Raw genomic sequence first — 18,062 nt, forward strand, 5'->3', positions numbered from 1 at the left:
AAGGATGAACAAACATGTCAATTGAACTTACATTTCCAAATGGAGCAAAAAAAGAAGTAGAGCAAAACATTTCGGTTTTTGAAGTAGCTGGATCAATCAGCAAGAGTTTACAAAAAAGTGCAGTTGCAGGGAAAGTGAATGGCGAAGTTGTTGATTTGCAGCATACGCTGGTTCATGATGCAGCTATAGAAATTATCACGTTAGATAATGAAGAAGGGCTTGAAGTTTTACGCCATAGCAGTGCACATATTATGGCACAAGCGCTAAAAAGGATTTATGGAGCAGAAAATGTAAAGTTGGGTATTGGACCCGTTATTGAAGATGGTTTTTATTACGACATCGATATGGAACAATCCATTACAACAGAAGATTTACCCAAAATAGAAAAAGAAATGAACAAAATAATAAAAGAAAACCACAAAATCGTCCGTCGCGAAGTATCTCGTGAAGAAGCACTAAACATTTACACTGAAATAGACGATCACCTTAAGTTGGAATTGATCCATGAGCTTCCTGAAGGAGAAACAATCTCCATCTATGATCAAGGTGAATTTTTTGATTTGTGTAGAGGTCCACATTTGCCTTCAACTGGAAAAGTAAAAGCATTCAAATTGCTAAGTGTCGCTGGTGCGTACTGGCGGGGAGATGCTAAAAATAAAATGCTTCAGCGTATTTATGGAACTGCATTTGCTAAAAAACAGCACTTAGAGGAACATCTTCATTTACTAGAAGAAGCAAAGAAAAGAGATCATCGCAGACTGGGTAAAGATTTGAAAATTTTCACTTTCTCTCAAGAAGTAGGACAAGGATTGCCGCTGTGGCTGCCAAAAGGTGCAACACTTAGAAAAACATTAGAACGCTACATTGTAGATTTGGAAGGACGTTTAGGTTACGATCACGTCTACACTCCTGTGTTGGCTAGTACGGAGTTATATAAAATATCTGGTCACTGGGAACATTATCAGGAAGATATGTTTCCTACAATGGAAATGGACAATGAAGAGCTTGTTCTTCGTCCGATGAACTGTCCCCATCATATGATGATATTTAAATCAGACATGAGAAGTTATAGAGAACTTCCGATCCGTATTGCGGAATTAGGTACAATGCATCGTTATGAAATGTCAGGAGCATTGACAGGATTACATCGTGTTCGTGCCATGACACTAAATGATGCACATATTTTCTGTAGACCAGATCAAATTAAAGAAGAGTTCAAGCGAGTAGTGAACTTGATTCAAGAGGTATATAAAGATTTTGGTATTGAAGATTATCGTTTCCGCCTTTCTTATCGTGATCCGCAAGATACGGAAAAGTATTTTCCAGATGATGAGATGTGGGAATTATCACAACGTATGTTGAAAGAAGTAGCAGACGAGTTAGAGATTCCATATTTTGAAGCAGAAGGAGAAGCAGCGTTTTACGGACCGAAGTTAGACGTGCAAATAAAGACAGTATTGAAAAAAGAAGAGACACTATCCACAGCGCAATTGGATTTCTTACTGCCTGAAAAATTTGAACTAGAATACATCGGTGAAGATGGTAACAAACATCGTCCTGTCGTGATTCATCGCGGTATCATTAGTACGATGGAGCGTATGACAGCATTTCTACTAGAGAATTATGGCGGGGCACTTCCGACATGGCTTTCTCCAACACAAGCGAAAGTCGTACCTGTTTCTAACCATTATAATGATTATGCAGAGCAGGTAACAAAACAATTGCAAGATGCAGGTATTAGAGTAGAAGCAGATTATAGAAATGAGAAGTTAGGTTATAAAATTAGAGAAGCTCAGCTACAAAAAGTTCCATACATGTTTATCGTGGGAGAGAACGAGAAAAATAATGAAACGGTCTCTGTACGTAAACGTGGTGAAGGGGATGTAGGAGAGCAGCCTGTATTGGCTATCATAGATCAGATCAATAAAGAAGTTGAAAACAAAATAACCAGCTAAATCATATAAGTAGAATAGAGGTAATAAGTTGCTTGAACAAGTTCATTCAACTTATCAATATAAGATGGAGAAAAAATAATCTAAAAGTATTACGCCTCAGAAGCCAGGCGTAAAGGTTGTGAAATTTCTCCATCTTATGTTTAGCGGTAATAAGTTAATTGAACAAGTTCACTCAACTTATCTAAGATGGAGAAAAAAAAATCTAAAAGTATTACGCCTCAGAAGCCAGGCGTAAAGGTTGTGAAATTTCTCCATCTTATGTTTAGCGGTAATAAGTTGATTGAACAAGTTCACTCAACTTAATATAAGATGGAGAAATAATAAGATACAAGTATTACGCCTCAGAAGCCAGGCGTAAAGGTTGAGATATTGAAATTTCTCCATCTTATGAATATAGGTAATAAGTTGCTTGAACAAGTTCAATCAACTTATCTAAGCTCGTTTGTATTGAACCTGGCATGGACAGGTGTACAAACGAGCTTTATTTTAAAGTGGTGTAAATGGTTTAAGCTTCTTGATCATCTTTTGCCGGGTGAACTGCATCGTGCAGATGTTTCTCTAGTTCTTTCGTATGTTGTTCTTTCTCTTCTTCTGTCCACTGTAATACTTCTGCCATATGGTTAATTACTGCTGCTTTATGTTGATGTACCCACTGAATATCAAAAAATAAGGCACCCGTTCTTCGTATAAAAAAGTCTAATGGAGTACAAGTCATTTCTTCTTCCAAAGAATACTTTAACATGGCTCCTACTTCGTTTGGTAAGTTAAGTTCACAGTCAATTTTGTTGAGCAATTGGATGTTATCATATAGGTGATGAACATTAGAGCCATATCGATGTGTTAACATCTGTGCCGTTTCTTTACTTAAACGTAGCGCTACACCCTTCTCTATGTTTTCTTTGACGAAAGCAGGGAACTGTTTAGATCCACCTACATCACCGCCTGAAATTGGCATATTTTTTGTCGTACTCGGTGGATAATGTTGGCCACCGTTTTCTTGTATTTTCGTTGTAATAAGATTAATAATATTTTCAGCCATTTTTCGGTAACCCGTTAATTTACCTCCAGCAATGGATAGCAGACCAGAAGGAGATTCAAATATTTCATCTTTACGTGAAATCTCAGAAGGATCTTTGCCATCTTCGTGGATAAGAGGCCTTAGTCCTGCCCAACTTGACTCCACGTCTTCTGCTTTTATTTTTATTTCTGGAAACATAAAATCGATGGATTTGATGATATAATGCAAATCATCTTCCGTCATTCTCGGGTGTTCTATGTTATTAGTGTAGGTCGTATCTGTTGTACCAACGTAAGTTTTTCCATCACGTGGAATGGCAAACACCATTCTTTTGTCTGGTGTATCGAAATAAATGGCTTGTTTTAATGGGAATCTACTTTGATCAAAAACGAGGTGCACTCCTTTAGTTAAGTGCAAGGATTTACCCGTTCTTGATTTATCTTCTGTTCTTAATTCATCTACCCAAGGTCCAGCAGCATTAATGATATAGTGTGCATAGATGGCATATGTTTCATGTGTTAATTGATCTTTTACGTTAACACCGACAATTTTACTGTTTTCGTAAATGAAAGACTCAACTTTACTGTAGTTAAGTGCTTTTGCTCCACGTTTTACTGCTTCTTTCATGACTTCGATTGTGAGTCTGGCATCGTCAGTACGATATTCCACATAATATCCGGAACCCTTTAAGTCCTCTTTTTTTAGCAAACTTTCCTTCTCCATTGTTTCTTGCACAGACAGCATTTTTCTACGCTCTTCTTTTTTTACACCGGCAAGAAAATCATAAACTCGCAATCCAATCGAAGTACTAAAAGGACCAAAGGTTCCGCCTTTATAGAAAGGAAGCAGCATCCATTCTGGTGTAGTAACGTGAGGACCATTCTCGTATACTATGGCTCTTTCTTTTCCGACTTCTGCTACTAATTTGACTTCAAACTGTTTTAAATATCTTAATCCTCCATGAACGAGCTTAGTAGAACGGCTGGAAGTTCCTGCTGCAAAATCTTGCATATCCACTACTCCAATGTTCAGTCCTCTGGTTACGCCATCTAATGCAATGCCGGCTCCTGTAATGCCTCCTCCAATAACTAATACATCAAGTTGATTCTCCTTTATATCAGAAATAATATCTTCTCTTTTTAAGCTGGAAAATTTGTTTTTCATTCCGATTCCCTCCATGGTATGTGTAGAAAACATTTTGAATAGGGTAAAAATCATAAAAAAAGAGACCAACGAATACCTCTTAAATAGTTTAAAAGGTATCGTGGTCTCTCCAATGTCTCCACCAATATATTATATTGTTCATTGTATTGTAACGTTGATATGAAGATGAATTAAAATTTAAAACTTCGTCACATAAGTTAAATTTATCGTAACACATACAGTATAACGAAACAATCATTATTTTTTAATAATAAGTACAAGTTATGAACTATGCTTTAAAGTTGCAAACTGGAGACTATTTAAAGCTAATCGTGGATTGAACGGCTTTTTTCCAACCATCGTAAAGATCATTTTTTTGCTGTTCTTCCATCTGGTGTTGGAAAGTGCGATCAATTTTCCATTGTTGTGCAATTTCGTTTTGATCTTTCCAGTAACCAACCGCAAGTCCCGCCAAGTATGCTGCACCAAGGGCAGTGGTTTCACTTACTACTGGTCTTTCAACAGGGACACTTAATATATCGCTCTGGAACTGCATAAGGAAGTTATTACTTACTGCTCCTCCGTCCACGCGCAGCGTCTTCAAAGAAATACCTGAATCGGCTTCCATCGCAGTTAATACATCTTTTGTTTGATATGCTAACGATTCTAGTGTAGCACGTATGAAGTGTTCTTTCGTTGTACCACGAGTAAGACCAAATACAGCACCGCGAACATCACTTTCCCAATAAGGAGTTCCTAATCCTACAAAAGCAGGAACGAGGTATACGCCATCAGTAGAACCGATTCGCTCTGCATATTGCTCACTATCTGCAGAATGATTAAACATGCGTAGTCCATCACGAAGCCATTGTATAGCAGAACCAGCAACAAAGATGCTGCCTTCCAGCGCATACTCTACTTTTCCGTTTAGTCCCCATGCAAGTGTCGTTAGAAGTCCATGATCGGATTTAACCGCTTTTTCTCCTGTATTCATTAACATAAAGCAACCCGTGCCGTACGTATTTTTAGCCATTCCCTCATCATAACAAGCTTGACCAAATAACGCTGCTTGTTGGTCACCCGCAACTCCTGAAATCGGAACTTGTTCTCCAAAAAATAAATCTGCATTCGTTGTTGCATAGATCTCCGAGGAAGGACGAACTTCGGGCAGCATAGAAGCTGGTACGTCTAAAATAGATAGTAATTCTTCATCCCATTTCAAATCATATATGTTGTACATAAGCGTACGAGATGCATTTGAATAATCTGTAACGTGCGCTTTGCCACCAGATAACTTCCAAATTAACCATGAATCAATCGTTCCAAATAACAAGTCGCCTTTGTCTGCTTTCTCTCTTGCTCCATCTACATGATCTAAAATCCATTTTACTTTCGTTCCAGAGAAATACGCGTCAATAAGTAAACCTGTTTTCTCACGGAATAGATCGCTGTGTCCTTGTGCTTTTAACTCATCACATATGGCTGAAGTTTGGCGAGATTGCCATACGACTGCATTGTAAATAGGCTTACCAGTATGTTTATCCCATACAACTGCTGTCTCCCTTTGATTGGTGATACCAATTCCCGCAATTTGTGATGCTTCAATGCTAGCTTTACTTAGAACTTCTGAAATGACAGAGAGAATCGAACTCCATATTTCAGTAGCGTCATGTTCTACCCAGCCTGGCTTAGGGAAAATTTGTGTGAATTCTTTCTGTGCGGCTTCAATGATTTCCCCAGCGTGATTAAATATGATTGCTCTTGAACTTGTTGTACCTTGATCTAAAGATAAAATATATTTTTCCATGTTTCATTTCTCCTCTATTCTGTTTTTTTTAGTTTAAACGTTTTTTTCTTAGATTTCATGCTTATTTGAATTTTTTATCATATTAATGTATAAAATTAAGCGCTAATAGATGATGAAGTGCTACTGGTCTTATCTTGAAGAAAGGATGCAATCGTGATGAGAGCAATGACCGCAGTTAAAGCCCAGAAAACCCAACTGATTGATGATTTTTCAAATACAATTTGATAAAATAATCCGCCATAAGTTCCACCGATGATAGGACCTAGTATAGGGATCCATGCATAACTCCAGTTCGAACCGCCTTTACCTCTTATAGGTAGTACAAAGTGTGCAATTCTCGGTCCTAAATCACGAGCAGGATTAATTGCATACCCTGTTGTTCCGCCTAAAGAAAGACCGATAGCCACGATAAGGAACCCGACAATTAATGGATTAAGTCCTTCCGTAAATTCATTTGCTCCAATGAATAGAAGTGCTAGTACTAGAATGAAAGTACCGAATATTTCACTGAATAAATTTGCTGGTGTATTTTTAATAGCTGGACCAGTAGAAAAAACTCCAAGCTTAGCGCCAGGATCTTCTGTCTTTCCCCAGTGAGGTAAATACTGCAAATATACGAGCGCTGCACCAAGAAATGCTCCTAACATTTGCGCGGTAATATAACTAGCTACATTTTCCCATTCAAAGGCTCCAACCGTTGCCATTCCTATTGTTACTGCTGGATTTAAATGTGCTCCACTAATTTCACCTACCGCGTATACCCCCATGGCAACGGCAAAACCCCAACCAAATGCAATAACGATCCAGCCGCCATTTTGTGCGTACGAGTCTTTTAATGTAACAGCTGCACAAACCCCTCCACCAAAAACGATTAAAATCATGGTTCCGATCACTTCACCCCAAAATGCTGACATACAACCAACTCCTTATGTATTTTTTAGGTATGTAAGGAAATAAAAAAATCCACTGCAAACTTAACCTTAGTCTTTCAACTAAGTGAAAAGTGCGTGGATCTCCATGTCTCCGTCACATTTATGAACTTTTGTTAACATTATAGAAGCATATGAAAGCGCTGTCAATTGTTTTTTGAAATATATGATGACAATGTGATTACAATTTTACGCTATATGTGAAAAAAACGATCACAAATATAAGTGATCGCTTTCGTTTTTTATTTATATTTTCAACTATTTTTATTCCATAATTCTTTTCTGGAAGTAGTGACGGCCACGGCTCCTGCTTGAATCGCTTCATCCACTTCTTGTTCTTTTCTTATAAAACCACCAGCTATGATAGGGATTTTAGTTTCTTCATATATTTCTTTTATGATATGCGGCATGACTCCTGGCAGGACTTCAATGAAATCAGGTTTTGTTTTATCCAATAACTCATAACTTTTCGTTAGCGCACTACTATCTAACAAAAATAATCGTTGGATGGCAATGAGGCCTTTTTTCTTTGCTCTAATAATGACATTCGCTCTCGTAGAAATTAATCCATGAGGTTTAATTTCTTGGCATATGTAGTCTGTAGCATATTCATCATTTTTAAGTCCCTGTATCAAGTCCATATGTATATACATTTTCTTTCTGTTTTTTTTTGCATTCAGAACAATGTTTTTGACGTTTCCAATATGACTATCTAATAACACAATATGTTCATAGTCACTTTCCATTAGTTTATCAAAGTATTTCATTTTTCTAATTGCAGGTAGTACGGTTTGATTGTTAAACATGAATGTTCACCTTCTTCAATTTGTCTTTGCTTGTTATTGATTCATTACCTGAGGTAATACGTTAAAGCTTTCAATTTAAATAGTATACCATGTCATTATTATAGTCAGTATGCAATAAGCGTACTTTTTATAACGATGGAATAAAAGTAATATTCAACCGCAATATAAGTTGTACTAGACTCTCAAATATAAACATAATATGTATAAAATATGACACACATGGAGATTCTCGAAGTATGAGGGAGGATAAATAATGATAAAATCTTCATTTTCAAAACTTTCAAAATTTGTAAGTGGTGTTTCTATGCTCGCAACTTCACTTTGGGTAGATTATGGTGATCATTTAGATATTATATTAACAACAGAGCAAGAGATACAAACAGAACATAGTATATTACTAGAGAGTTCTGTAAATAAAAACATACAAGAGATGACAGATACTGAACTAGCAGCAACGTATGAAGCAATAGAAGTAACGGCAACTGGTTATTTCGCTGGGAAAGAATCTACTGGCAAGGAGCCAGGACATCCAGCTTACGGCATTACTTATTCTGGGGTGCAAGTGAAACGAGATGTTGTTTCGACTATAGCTGCAGATCTTTCCGTTTTTCCATTGGGAACTATACTATGGATTCCTGATTATGGGTATGGAGTCGTTGCGGATATTGGATCAGCCATTAAAGGAAATAAAATAGATTTGTATTTTAATACAAAAGATGACGTTTTTAGCCAGTGGGGCATTAAAACGTTAAAGGTATACATCATTGAGGAAGGAAATGGTAGTTTAACAGAGGAATCCTACCAAAATATTCTACAATGGTACGTAGAAAACTAAATATATTTTTTACAATCAATTCCCAATCTTTCTTATATTGTTGGACTAAATGTGATACAATAAAAAAGTAACTACTAGTAAACATTGGTTAAATAATATGTTAAAAGACTGTGTTCTGATAACCTTTATTTTGGGAGATTAGGTAGTATGTTGAATAGTACAGCTCTTTTTCAAAATGATAAAGAACAATTTTTAATGCATCTTTATCAACAAATGTTTTATGTCGCTTACTCCAAAATCCGAAATAAAAACGACGCTTTAGATGTCGTTCAAGAAGCATGGATTAAAATATTAAACAAGATTGATACGTTAAAAGATGAAGAGAAATTAGTCGCTTGGGCAAAATCAATTACTTATCATACAGCATTGAATATGCTGAAAAAGAAGGCGCGCGAGCGCGAGCAGTCTGATCTAATAGATTTGTCTTATACAATAAGCAGTAACAACTCTATTGAAGATCAAGTCATTGCTTATGTAGTAAAGGAAAGTTTCGTCACGTTCGGTGAAGAAACAGAACGGATGATGACGTATCGTTATATTGATGGATATAAAAGCCGTGAAATTGCAGAAATGATGAATATTCCTGAGGGAACGGTAAAAGCTAGATTAAGCAGAGGTAGAACCAAGCTTAGAAAGATGTTTGACTAATTTTATTGTCTTGATGTTTTTTACCTGATTTTATGTTGTTATAGCAATGGGCCTTGAGATTGTTCCTTGTCTTGCATGTTTTGCATAAAAAATCTCTTTCTTCGACATAATATTGTATGGGTTATAACAACCTTACGGTCGGTAGGAGGTGATAGGACATGGCTAAAAACAAAAAGCAAGGTCAAAACATGGGTCAAAACATGGGCCAAAATCAGCAACAATATGAAGTTGAATTTGCAGAAGAAAATGCTGCAAATAATAATAAACAAGCAGGTAATTATCAATCTGAGGAAATGGAAAAATAAACGATTACAGGAAGGCAAGATGATGGTTTTTCGTCGTCTTGTCTTTTTCTATATTGGAAAGGAGCAAGGGTATGATTACACTTCCATCTTCATTAGAAGAAACAGAGCACATGCATCATGAGCTTTACGAACAATTGCATCCATTACTGTTTACAATGGGAGGGAACTGGGATTACCATCATGGTAGCTTTGACAAACCTCTAGATGATAAGCATATGGTATGGCTCCGCATTCCTTTTGAAACGATAGCGGGAAAAATAGATGGAGAAAAGCAAAATCAGACAACGATGATTAAGGTGGGAACACCTTATCTTTTAAAGCATATTTATAATGAAGGTCTGGATCCTGAAGCCAAAGCATATATATATGGAGCATTAATAGATCAATTTCAGACGCCTATTGATGTGGATGCCGAAATAGAACAACATTGGCTGGACAAGGGAAAATCTTCACTGCAAGAAGTTGAACGTGTCGTATTGGTGAATAAGGAGTAGGTGATGAAAGTCCTGAAAATTAACTCCTTTTTTATCTCATATTAATGTATTTTTAATGTTTACCGTGCATGATAAATGTATATAAAGGAGGAGTTAGTGATGGACGATATGTTTGATAAAGAAAAAAATCAAAACGTAGATAATGAAAAAAACGAAAAAAACCATAACATGCAAGAAAACAAATCGAATACGCAAGAAGATCAATCTAACTTGCAGCAACATGAACATTCAAAAATAGATGCTCACCAACAAGATGAAAATGAAAAGAGTCATCTTGATCCATTAGAAGATAAAAAGAGTGAAAGTACACTTCAAAGCGAACAGGATGAAATGACTTCATCATACTATTATGCTAGCGGTTCATTTCGCGAAACGACTTCGCAATTTCATGGTGAACTCCATAAAAATGACGAGCAGCATGCATCATCTTCTGGTGAGAGTGAAAAAGTCATGGAACCAAATTCTGATAATACTATTTCTATCTATCCAACATCACCTAAAACGGATACGGATGTGAATAAAGTAACAGGTCATTATACTTATCAAAAGAAACCGAGATCTAGTTTTAAAAGCATGTTTGCTTCTTTTATGGTGGGTGTTCTAGTAGTAGGGACGTTAATGTTCTCAGCTGACTACTTTAACTGGTTCACGAATAGTACAAACCAATCCATCAACTATAGTAATTCAACTACAGGAAATAGTAGCAGTCCCATTAGTACGGCTGCTTTTAATCCATTTGCTGATGAAAACACGATAGCAAACATTGTGGATCAAACATCACAATCAGTGGTGAAAATTGAAACATATGCGCAGCAAAGTAACTCTAATTTGCGAAGTCGTGATGATATATTTAATTATTTTTTCGGTAACAATGATGGACAGTCTGATAACAACAGTTCAGACTATGTGCAGACAGGATTAGGATCAGGATTTATTTTCGATGCAGAAGGATATATACTAACGAATCAGCACGTGATTGATGGTGCTGAAAATATCGTTGTTAAGATAGATGGATATGCAGAACCATTTGAAGCCGAGTTGCTAGGTTCGGATTTTGACTTGGATCTTGCTGTATTGAAAATACAAGGAGATGAACCATTCCCAATGTTAACTTTTGGCGATTCCGATGCATTACGCGTTGGGGAGTGGGTAACCGCAATTGGAAATCCAGTTGGGTTTGACCACACGGTAAGCGTGGGTGTAATCAGCGCGAAAGAGCGGGAAATTAATATAGGTAGTTTAGACGGTGCACCTAGAAATTATGAGCATTTATTGCAAACAGATGCTTCTATTAATCCTGGTAATTCTGGAGGGCCACTTCTAAACTTAAATGGTGAAGTCATTGGAGTCAATACTGCAGTTAGTACAGAAGCGCAAGGTATTGGATTTGCTATTTCCTCTAACATTATTCTGGACGTGATTGAGCCATTAAAAAATAATGAGACGATCGCAAGACCATATATTGGCGTATATTTATCAGATGTGGAGGAAAAAGATCTCAGTACGCTTGGATTAGAAAGTACAGAAGGAACTTATATTACTCAAATTATGCAAAATACGCCTGCAAGTAAAGCGGGGCTACAAGCTGGAGATTTCGTTATTGAAGTGAACGGAAACAAAATTGAGAACACTGAACAATTTGTCGATACGATCGGTGACTTGCAAATTGGTGCAAAAACAAATTTAGTTGTACTCCGTGATGGCAATGAATATGATGTTATCGTGATTATTGGAGATAAGAGCGAATATCAGTAATATCTTTGATTATCCTTTTGCAAACACAACCTCATGTGTATATAATAAAGACAGTAGAGATGAGTTGAGATGAGATACGATTAGGAAAGCATAGTGTGGAATGACTTGATTGTATGATGGAAGTTGTATTTGGAAGGTTTAGTATTCTACATGAATAAGTACAATATGATGGTGTGCGGCACAGCATCGTATTTCATATATGATATGATTGTAAAAACATGTTCTTATCTTAACCTCTACTGTCAAAAGTAGAGGTTTTTCAACAATAAGAAATAATGTAGCTAATCGCTGTAGTTTGAGGTGTTGATAATATGGAAAAAGAACGAAATCAAATATTAGTTATTGATGATGATCAAAAAATTACTTCTTTATTAAAACGAAGTTTAGCATTTGAAGGGTTTTTGGTTGAAACAGCTAATAACGGTGAAGAAGGTTTAAATAAAATAAGGTTTCACATGCCGGATCTCATTATATTAGATGTTATGATGCCTAAATTGGACGGTCTTGAAGTATGTCGGCGTATTCGGGAAAGTGGAAGTCAAGTGCCTATCATGATGCTGACTGCGAAAGATGAAATAAAGGACAAGGTAACGGGACTGGACATTGGGGCGGATGATTATATCGTAAAGCCATTTGCTTACGAAGAATTGTTGGCAAGAGTAAGAGCACTTTTGCGCCGTTTTTCAGGGAACGAAGATGCGCCAGTCATTTATCGTTTTGAGGATCTAGAGTTAAATGTGGATACGAGAGAATGTTTTAGAGATCATCGAAAAGTTGAGTTGACGACAAAAGAATTTGAACTTCTTTATATGTTTTTAGAAAATGTAAATCGAGTGATGTCGAGAGATTTGATCATGGAGCGCATATGGGGTTTTGACTATAGCGGAGAATCGAATGTGTTAGAAGTGTACATCAATGCATTGAGGCAAAAAACGGAAGAACATGGTGGTCCACGCCTCATCAAAACAGTACGTGGCGCAGGTTATGTCATGAGGAGAGAGTAGATTTATGTCTATCAGGATGAAGCTGACACTTTGGTACTCTGCATTATTGACCATCATTCTATTTATATTTGGTGTGAGTGTATACTTCATTTTACAAATCAGTCTGCTAAGTGATGTGAAGGACGACTTGAAAGTTAAAGGGGAAGAAGTGTTCCAACAAACAGAATGGTATGTTTTTTTTAACAACTCCGTTTTGAATATACCTATTAATACATTTGGGGCGTTTGAATCGATATACTACTTGCAGGTCATTGATGAAAAGGGGAATATTCGTTTAGTTTCGGATTCACTTGATCAATTTGTGTTACCTTTTGATAAGGAGGATATTGAAAAGTTCAAACAATCTTCTCCCGCTACTCCATATTACAAAACGGTTCAGCTGGAGCATGGCCCTCATTTGATGGTGTATTATCAACCCATTTACGACAATCAACAAAATATGATCTTGATTCAAATTGCTAGAGAAATCGGAGATCAAATTAATTCATTAAATATTTTTAAGTGGACGTATAGTATTGCCGCCATAGCGATGATATCTTTCGCAGCTTCGATTGGCTGGTTTATGGCGAGAAAAGCACTCAAACCTATCGATCATGTCATTACGGTGACAGAGGAAATAGAGAGAACAGCGGATCTTCATAACCGCATTCAATACAACGGCCCGAAAGATGAAATAGGCCGACTTATTTTAAAAATGAACGGTATGTTGGCACGAATACAAAAAGGATATAACGAACTAGAAGAATTGTATCGTTCACAGCGCAGATTTGTTGCAGATGCATCCCATGAACTGCGAACCCCGCTTACTACCATTCGTGGAAATATGGAATTACTGTATAAAATGTTTGCTTCATATCATGAACAAATTGTAGGTATAGAGGGGAACAAGGGGAATGAGCATAAAGAAATGATGATGGAGTCCATGCAGGACGTCGTTTCTGAAACGCAGAGGATGAGTCGGCTAATCAATGATATGCTTGCATTGGCTCGTGCAGACTCTGGTTACGAGATGCAAAAAAGTTGGATACCATCTGTTACGATTGTCAGTGAATGTCTCCGTCAGATCCCATTTATCCAAAAAGAAGACGGCGTAGAGTGGATAGTAGAAGACACAGATCGTTTGCAACACTATACGGTGTATGGTAATGAAGATTATGTAGTTCGTTTGCTGCTTATATTTATAGAAAATGCATTGAAATATACCGATGCAGGTCATGTTGCGCTGGGTTTTCAATTACAGTCTGACAAAGTGGGATTTGTTATTGAAGATACGGGCATCGGTATAGCGAAAGAACAAATTCCTTATATATTTGATCGTTATTATCGCGCTGACCAATCACGAGGGGAAAAACCAGGAACAGGTTTAGGTTTATCCATAGCAAAGTGGATTATTGACCAGCATGATGGATCAGTGGAAGTGAGAACCGTAGTCAACAAAGGAACTACGTTTATTATATGGCTGCCTGCTATGATGAAGTCGGAAGAGAACGAAGAATAATGAAGCATAAATATGAAACAGTAAAGAGGAGGAAGTAACATGAATGTGGTTAAAATTTCACCAAGGGGTTATTGTTACGGGGTTGTTGATGCGATGGTACTTGCGATGAAAACCGCAAAAAATCTTGATTTACCGAGGCCGATTTATATATTAGGTATGATAGTGCACAATAATCATGTCACTAAGGCGTTTGAAGAGGAAGAAATTATTACATTAGATGGGCCAGATCGGTTAGCTATTTTAGACCAAGTCACGAAAGGAACCGTTATTTTTACTGCACATGGCGTATCACCAGAAGTGAGGAAAAAGGCGAGAGATAAAGGTCTTACTGTGGTGGATGCCACATGTCCTGATGTAACAAGAACGCATGACTTAATTCGAGAGAAAACATCCGAAGGATATGAAATTATTTATATTGGAAAAAAAGGACATCCTGAACCTGAGGGGGCCGTTGGTATTTGTCCAGATCATGTGCATCTGATTGAAAATGAGTCGGAAATAGCAGCGCTGGATATTGACCCAAATAAGATCATTATTACGAATCAAACCACGATGAGTCAGTGGGATATTAATGATATTATACAGTCACTAATAAAAAAATATCCAAAAGCCGAGATCCATAATGAAATATGTTTGGCGACACAAGTTAGGCAAGAGGCAGTGGCAGAACAAGCGAAGGAAGCTGATCTAGTCATTGTTGTTGGAGATCCGAGAAGTAACAACTCCAATCGACTTGCACAAGTATCGGAAGAAATAGCGGGCGTCAAAGCGTATCGCATTGCAGATGTAACAGAAGTGAAACAAGAGTGGCTTTTATCTAAACGAAAAGTAGCGGTAACTTCAGGAGCATCTACTCCAACACTCATTACGAAGGAAGTTATACATTACGTCACTCAGTTTGATGAACATGATAAAGATACATGGGAGATTAAAAGAACGGTAAACCCAAGCAAAATCCTACCTAAAGTCAAAAATAAAAAATACTCCACATAAGCACTTTTACGATGATTATGCTTGACGGAATGATGGAAATAAGATATAGTTTCTTTATTAGTTAAAAGCGTAGAAGCGTAGAAGCATATAAGCGTTGAAGTAAAACAGACTATAAAAGGGCTAGAATGGGAGTGTTTAACAATGATCGCAATTACATCAAATACGGTATCCGGAGAGAGAATCCAAGAAATAGTAAATCACATTGAACAATTCGGAGTTCAAGCACATGTTTCCAAAGGTATGGATCGAACGGTTATTGGTATTATTGGAAAAGGGGAGCCAACATTGGCAGAGCAGTTAAGACAAATGAAAGATGTGGAACAAGTCATTAAAATTTCAAAATCATATAAATTGGCTAGTCGTGATTTCCATCCGGACAATACGGTTATTAACATTAAAGGTGTTGAAATTGGAGGAGACCAACTCGTTGTGATGGGAGGTCCTTGCGCCGTTGAAACACCTGAGCAAATTGACGAAATTGCAAAATTAGTGAAACAAGCGGGAGGACAAGTTTTACGAGGTGGAGCTTTCAAACCGAGAACAGGCCCATACAGTTTCCAAGGCGTAGGGGTAGAAGGTTTGGAAATGATGGCAGAAGCAGGGAAAAAACACGGATTATTGACCATTACGGAAGTTATGACTCCAGAATATGTCAATGTATGTGCTGAATATGCAGATATTTTGCAAGTTGGAACAAGAAACATGCAGAATTTTGACTTGCTTCGTAAGCTTGGAGAAAGCGATACACCAGTATTGCTGAAGCGTGGTTTTAGCTCCACTTACGATGAATTCCTTAATGCAGCGGAGTACATTTTAGCAGGCGGAAATCCAAATGTTATGCTTTGTGAAAGAGGCATTCGTACGTTTGAAACATATACAAGAAATACACTAGATCTAACAGCGATCCCAGTATTACAACAGCTAAGTCACCTTCCTGTTATTTCTGATCCAAGTCATGGAACAGGCAGACGTGAGTTAGTAGAGACGATGTCTAAGGCATCCGTTGCTGCTGGAGCAAATGGACTTATTATTGAAATGCATACAGACCCAGATAATTCAATGACTGGTGATGGTGTGCAATCTCTGTTCCCAGATCAATTTGCTAACTTGCTTGTAGACTTAAAGAAGGTAGCAGAGGCTGTAGGTCTTAAATTTGACGCAGTAAAATAAAATTTAAAATGTTCATGCATAAGTAAGCTCTCATTTTTATATTCTAGTTGAGGATATGGAAATGAGGGCTTTTTGTACTTTAATACTAAAGATTTTCATTAATGTCATTATATCTTACATAGTTTAAAAAAATACCTTACATCAGTATTGACGGACATCATAAACTTCCATATAATAAACGACAATATAGCAAAAGAACAGAAGTTAAATAAAAATGCTTGAGGTTACGGGGAGGAATTATCAATGACAGTTCAGTTGGTGCTAGAGACCATCGCAGAAAATAGTTTGGAATGGGTAGACTTTAGATTTACAGATTTATCAGGTAAAGCACATCATATTAGCGTTCCAGCAGGGGAAGTGGATGCAGAAACGTTTAAACTTGGTGTTGCTTTTGATGGATCTTCTATACCCGGATTTCGTGGAATTGAAGAATCTGATATGGTGATGATGCCAGATCCACAATCTTGTTACATTGATCCGTTCACAGCACATCCAACGCTAGTCGTGATGTGTAATATATATACGCCTGAAGGCGAGCTTTACGATCGTGATCCTAGAGCGATTGCACAAAAAGCAGAAAAGTTTCTTCAATCAAGTGGAGTCGGAACTACTGCATTCTTTGCACCGGAGTCGGAATTTTTTGTGTTTGATGATGTAAGATTTTCAAGTGAGCAGCATACTTCTTTTTATAGCGTAGATTCGGAAGAAGCTGCATGGAATACGGGTAGAAAAGAAGAAGGTGGTAACCTTTCCTTTAAAGTAGGTCATAAAGGTGGTTATGTACCGGTCTCACCTACAGATTCTTTGCAAGATATACGAAGTGAGATTTGTAGAATATTAGATGAAACAGGATTAACGATAGAGCGTCATCATCATGAAGTAGCGACAGCTGGACAATGTGAGATTAATTTCCGATTTGATACGTTAACAAAAACAGCTGACAACTTGATGAAATACAAATATATTGTAGCTAACACAGCGAGACAATATGGCAAAACAGCCACGTTTATGCCGAAGCCTATATTTGGGGACAACGGTAGTGGAATGCATACACATCAAAGTATTTTTGATGGAGATACGCCATTATTTTACGATAAAGACGGATATGCAAATATGAGTGAAACAGCATTATACTACATCGGAGGTATTTTGCATCACGCACCTGCATTGATTGCATTAACCAATCCAAGTACAAACTCTTTCAAGCGTCTAGTGCCTGGTTACGAAGCACCTGTTAACCTTGTATTCTCAAAAGGAAATCGTTCTGCTGCAGTACGTATTCCGATTGCAGCTGTATCACCAAAAGGAAGCCGTATTGAGTTTAGAACACCTGACTCTACATCAAACCCATACCTTGCATTCTCAGCAATGCTGTTAGCTGGTTTAGACGGAATCAAAAATAAAATCGATCCAAGAAAGCTTGGCTATGGTCCGCTAGATAAAAATATTTATGAGTTATCTGCGGAAGATAAGAAAGAAATTCGCAGTGTACCGACTAGCTTAGCAGAAGCATTGGATGCACTAGAAGAAGACTATGAATTTTTAACAAACGGAGACGTATTCTCCAAAGATTTCATAGATAACTATATTAGTTATAAACGCGAAGAAGTAAAAGAAGTGGATATTAGAACACATCCACATGAATTTCAATTGTACTTCGATTGCTAATTTGTTTTGACTATACATGAAGTGGATAAAAAGC

The 18,062-nt window shown here is 37.2% G+C and carries 14 protein-coding genes and 1 pseudogene; 11 read left to right on the top strand and 4 right to left on the bottom strand.

Features of this window, described 5'->3' with window-relative positions:
• The first annotated feature begins 14 nt into the window (after nucleotides 1-14).
• Entirely contained in the window at nucleotides 15-1,955 is a 1,941-nt protein-coding gene (gene thrS / locus D1Z92_RS06850; protein WP_128894919.1) for a threonine--tRNA ligase, read from the top strand.
• A 505-nt stretch (nucleotides 1,956-2,460) separates the two neighbouring features.
• Here the strand turns inward: thrS and D1Z92_RS06855 are convergent.
• The 4 genes and pseudogenes from D1Z92_RS06855 to D1Z92_RS06870 form a co-directional block, all read right to left on the bottom strand.
• Complete coding sequence (locus D1Z92_RS06855) at nucleotides 2,461-4,137, bottom strand: glycerol-3-phosphate dehydrogenase/oxidase (protein WP_128894920.1); 1,677 nt, start codon at nucleotides 4,135-4,137, stop codon at nucleotides 2,461-2,463.
• A 295-nt stretch (nucleotides 4,138-4,432) separates the two neighbouring features.
• A complete protein-coding gene (gene glpK / locus D1Z92_RS06860) occupies nucleotides 4,433-5,923 on the bottom strand; it encodes a glycerol kinase GlpK (RefSeq protein WP_128894921.1) in 1,491 nt (496 codons plus the stop codon).
• A 205-nt stretch (nucleotides 5,924-6,128) separates the two neighbouring features.
• Nucleotides 6,129-6,837 (bottom strand): annotated as a pseudogene (locus D1Z92_RS06865) (MIP/aquaporin family protein); the annotation flags it as partial.
• Between the two features lie 269 nt (nucleotides 6,838-7,106).
• A complete protein-coding gene (locus tag D1Z92_RS06870; RefSeq protein ID WP_128894923.1) occupies nucleotides 7,107-7,658 on the bottom strand; it encodes a glycerol-3-phosphate responsive antiterminator in 552 nt (183 codons plus the stop codon).
• 253 nt (nucleotides 7,659-7,911) lie between these two features.
• Between D1Z92_RS06870 and D1Z92_RS17705 the strand changes: the two genes are divergently transcribed.
• From D1Z92_RS17705 to glnA, 10 genes are all read left to right on the top strand, one after another.
• Nucleotides 7,912-8,493 (top strand): 3D domain-containing protein, encoded by a 582-nt coding sequence (locus D1Z92_RS17705; protein ID WP_128894924.1) that lies wholly within the window; start codon nucleotides 7,912-7,914, stop codon nucleotides 8,491-8,493.
• 147 nt (nucleotides 8,494-8,640) lie between these two features.
• Nucleotides 8,641-9,141 carry an RNA polymerase sigma factor gene (locus tag D1Z92_RS06880; RefSeq protein WP_128894925.1) on the top strand — a complete coding sequence of 167 codons (501 nt, stop codon included), beginning with the start codon at nucleotides 8,641-8,643 and terminating at the stop codon, nucleotides 9,139-9,141.
• A gap of 158 nt (nucleotides 9,142-9,299) precedes the next feature.
• Nucleotides 9,300-9,446 carry a hypothetical protein gene (locus D1Z92_RS17265; RefSeq protein WP_164931488.1) on the top strand — a complete coding sequence of 49 codons (147 nt, stop codon included), beginning with the start codon at nucleotides 9,300-9,302 and terminating at the stop codon, nucleotides 9,444-9,446.
• A gap of 71 nt (nucleotides 9,447-9,517) precedes the next feature.
• Nucleotides 9,518-9,940 (top strand): YugN family protein, encoded by a 423-nt coding sequence (locus D1Z92_RS06885; RefSeq protein ID WP_128894926.1) that lies wholly within the window; start codon nucleotides 9,518-9,520, stop codon nucleotides 9,938-9,940.
• A 99-nt stretch (nucleotides 9,941-10,039) separates the two neighbouring features.
• A complete protein-coding gene (locus D1Z92_RS06890) occupies nucleotides 10,040-11,695 on the top strand; it encodes a S1C family serine protease (protein ID WP_164931489.1) in 1,656 nt (551 codons plus the stop codon).
• 311 nt (nucleotides 11,696-12,006) lie between these two features.
• Nucleotides 12,007-12,699 (top strand): response regulator transcription factor, encoded by a 693-nt coding sequence (locus tag D1Z92_RS06895; RefSeq protein ID WP_128894928.1) that lies wholly within the window; start codon nucleotides 12,007-12,009, stop codon nucleotides 12,697-12,699.
• Nucleotides 12,700-12,703: 4 nt separating this feature from the next.
• Nucleotides 12,704-14,197 carry a sensor histidine kinase gene (locus tag D1Z92_RS06900; RefSeq protein WP_128894929.1) on the top strand — a complete coding sequence of 498 codons (1,494 nt, stop codon included), beginning with the start codon at nucleotides 12,704-12,706 and terminating at the stop codon, nucleotides 14,195-14,197.
• Nucleotides 14,198-14,236: 39 nt separating this feature from the next.
• Nucleotides 14,237-15,190, top strand: a complete 954-nt coding sequence (locus D1Z92_RS06905; protein ID WP_128894930.1) for a 4-hydroxy-3-methylbut-2-enyl diphosphate reductase — start codon at nucleotides 14,237-14,239, stop codon at nucleotides 15,188-15,190.
• Nucleotides 15,191-15,331: 141 nt separating this feature from the next.
• On the top strand, nucleotides 15,332-16,360 hold the full coding sequence (gene aroF, locus D1Z92_RS06910) for a 3-deoxy-7-phosphoheptulonate synthase (RefSeq protein WP_128894931.1): 1,029 nt from the start codon (nucleotides 15,332-15,334) through the stop codon (nucleotides 16,358-16,360).
• A gap of 243 nt (nucleotides 16,361-16,603) precedes the next feature.
• A complete protein-coding gene (glnA, locus tag D1Z92_RS06915; protein ID WP_128894932.1) occupies nucleotides 16,604-18,028 on the top strand; it encodes a type I glutamate--ammonia ligase in 1,425 nt (474 codons plus the stop codon).
• The last annotated feature ends 34 nt before the right edge of the window (nucleotides 18,029-18,062 follow it).

The organism is Longirhabdus pacifica (assembly GCF_004115085.1).
In the GTDB taxonomy this organism is placed as follows: Bacteria; Bacillota; Bacilli; order Paenibacillales; family DSM-105158; genus Longirhabdus; species Longirhabdus pacifica.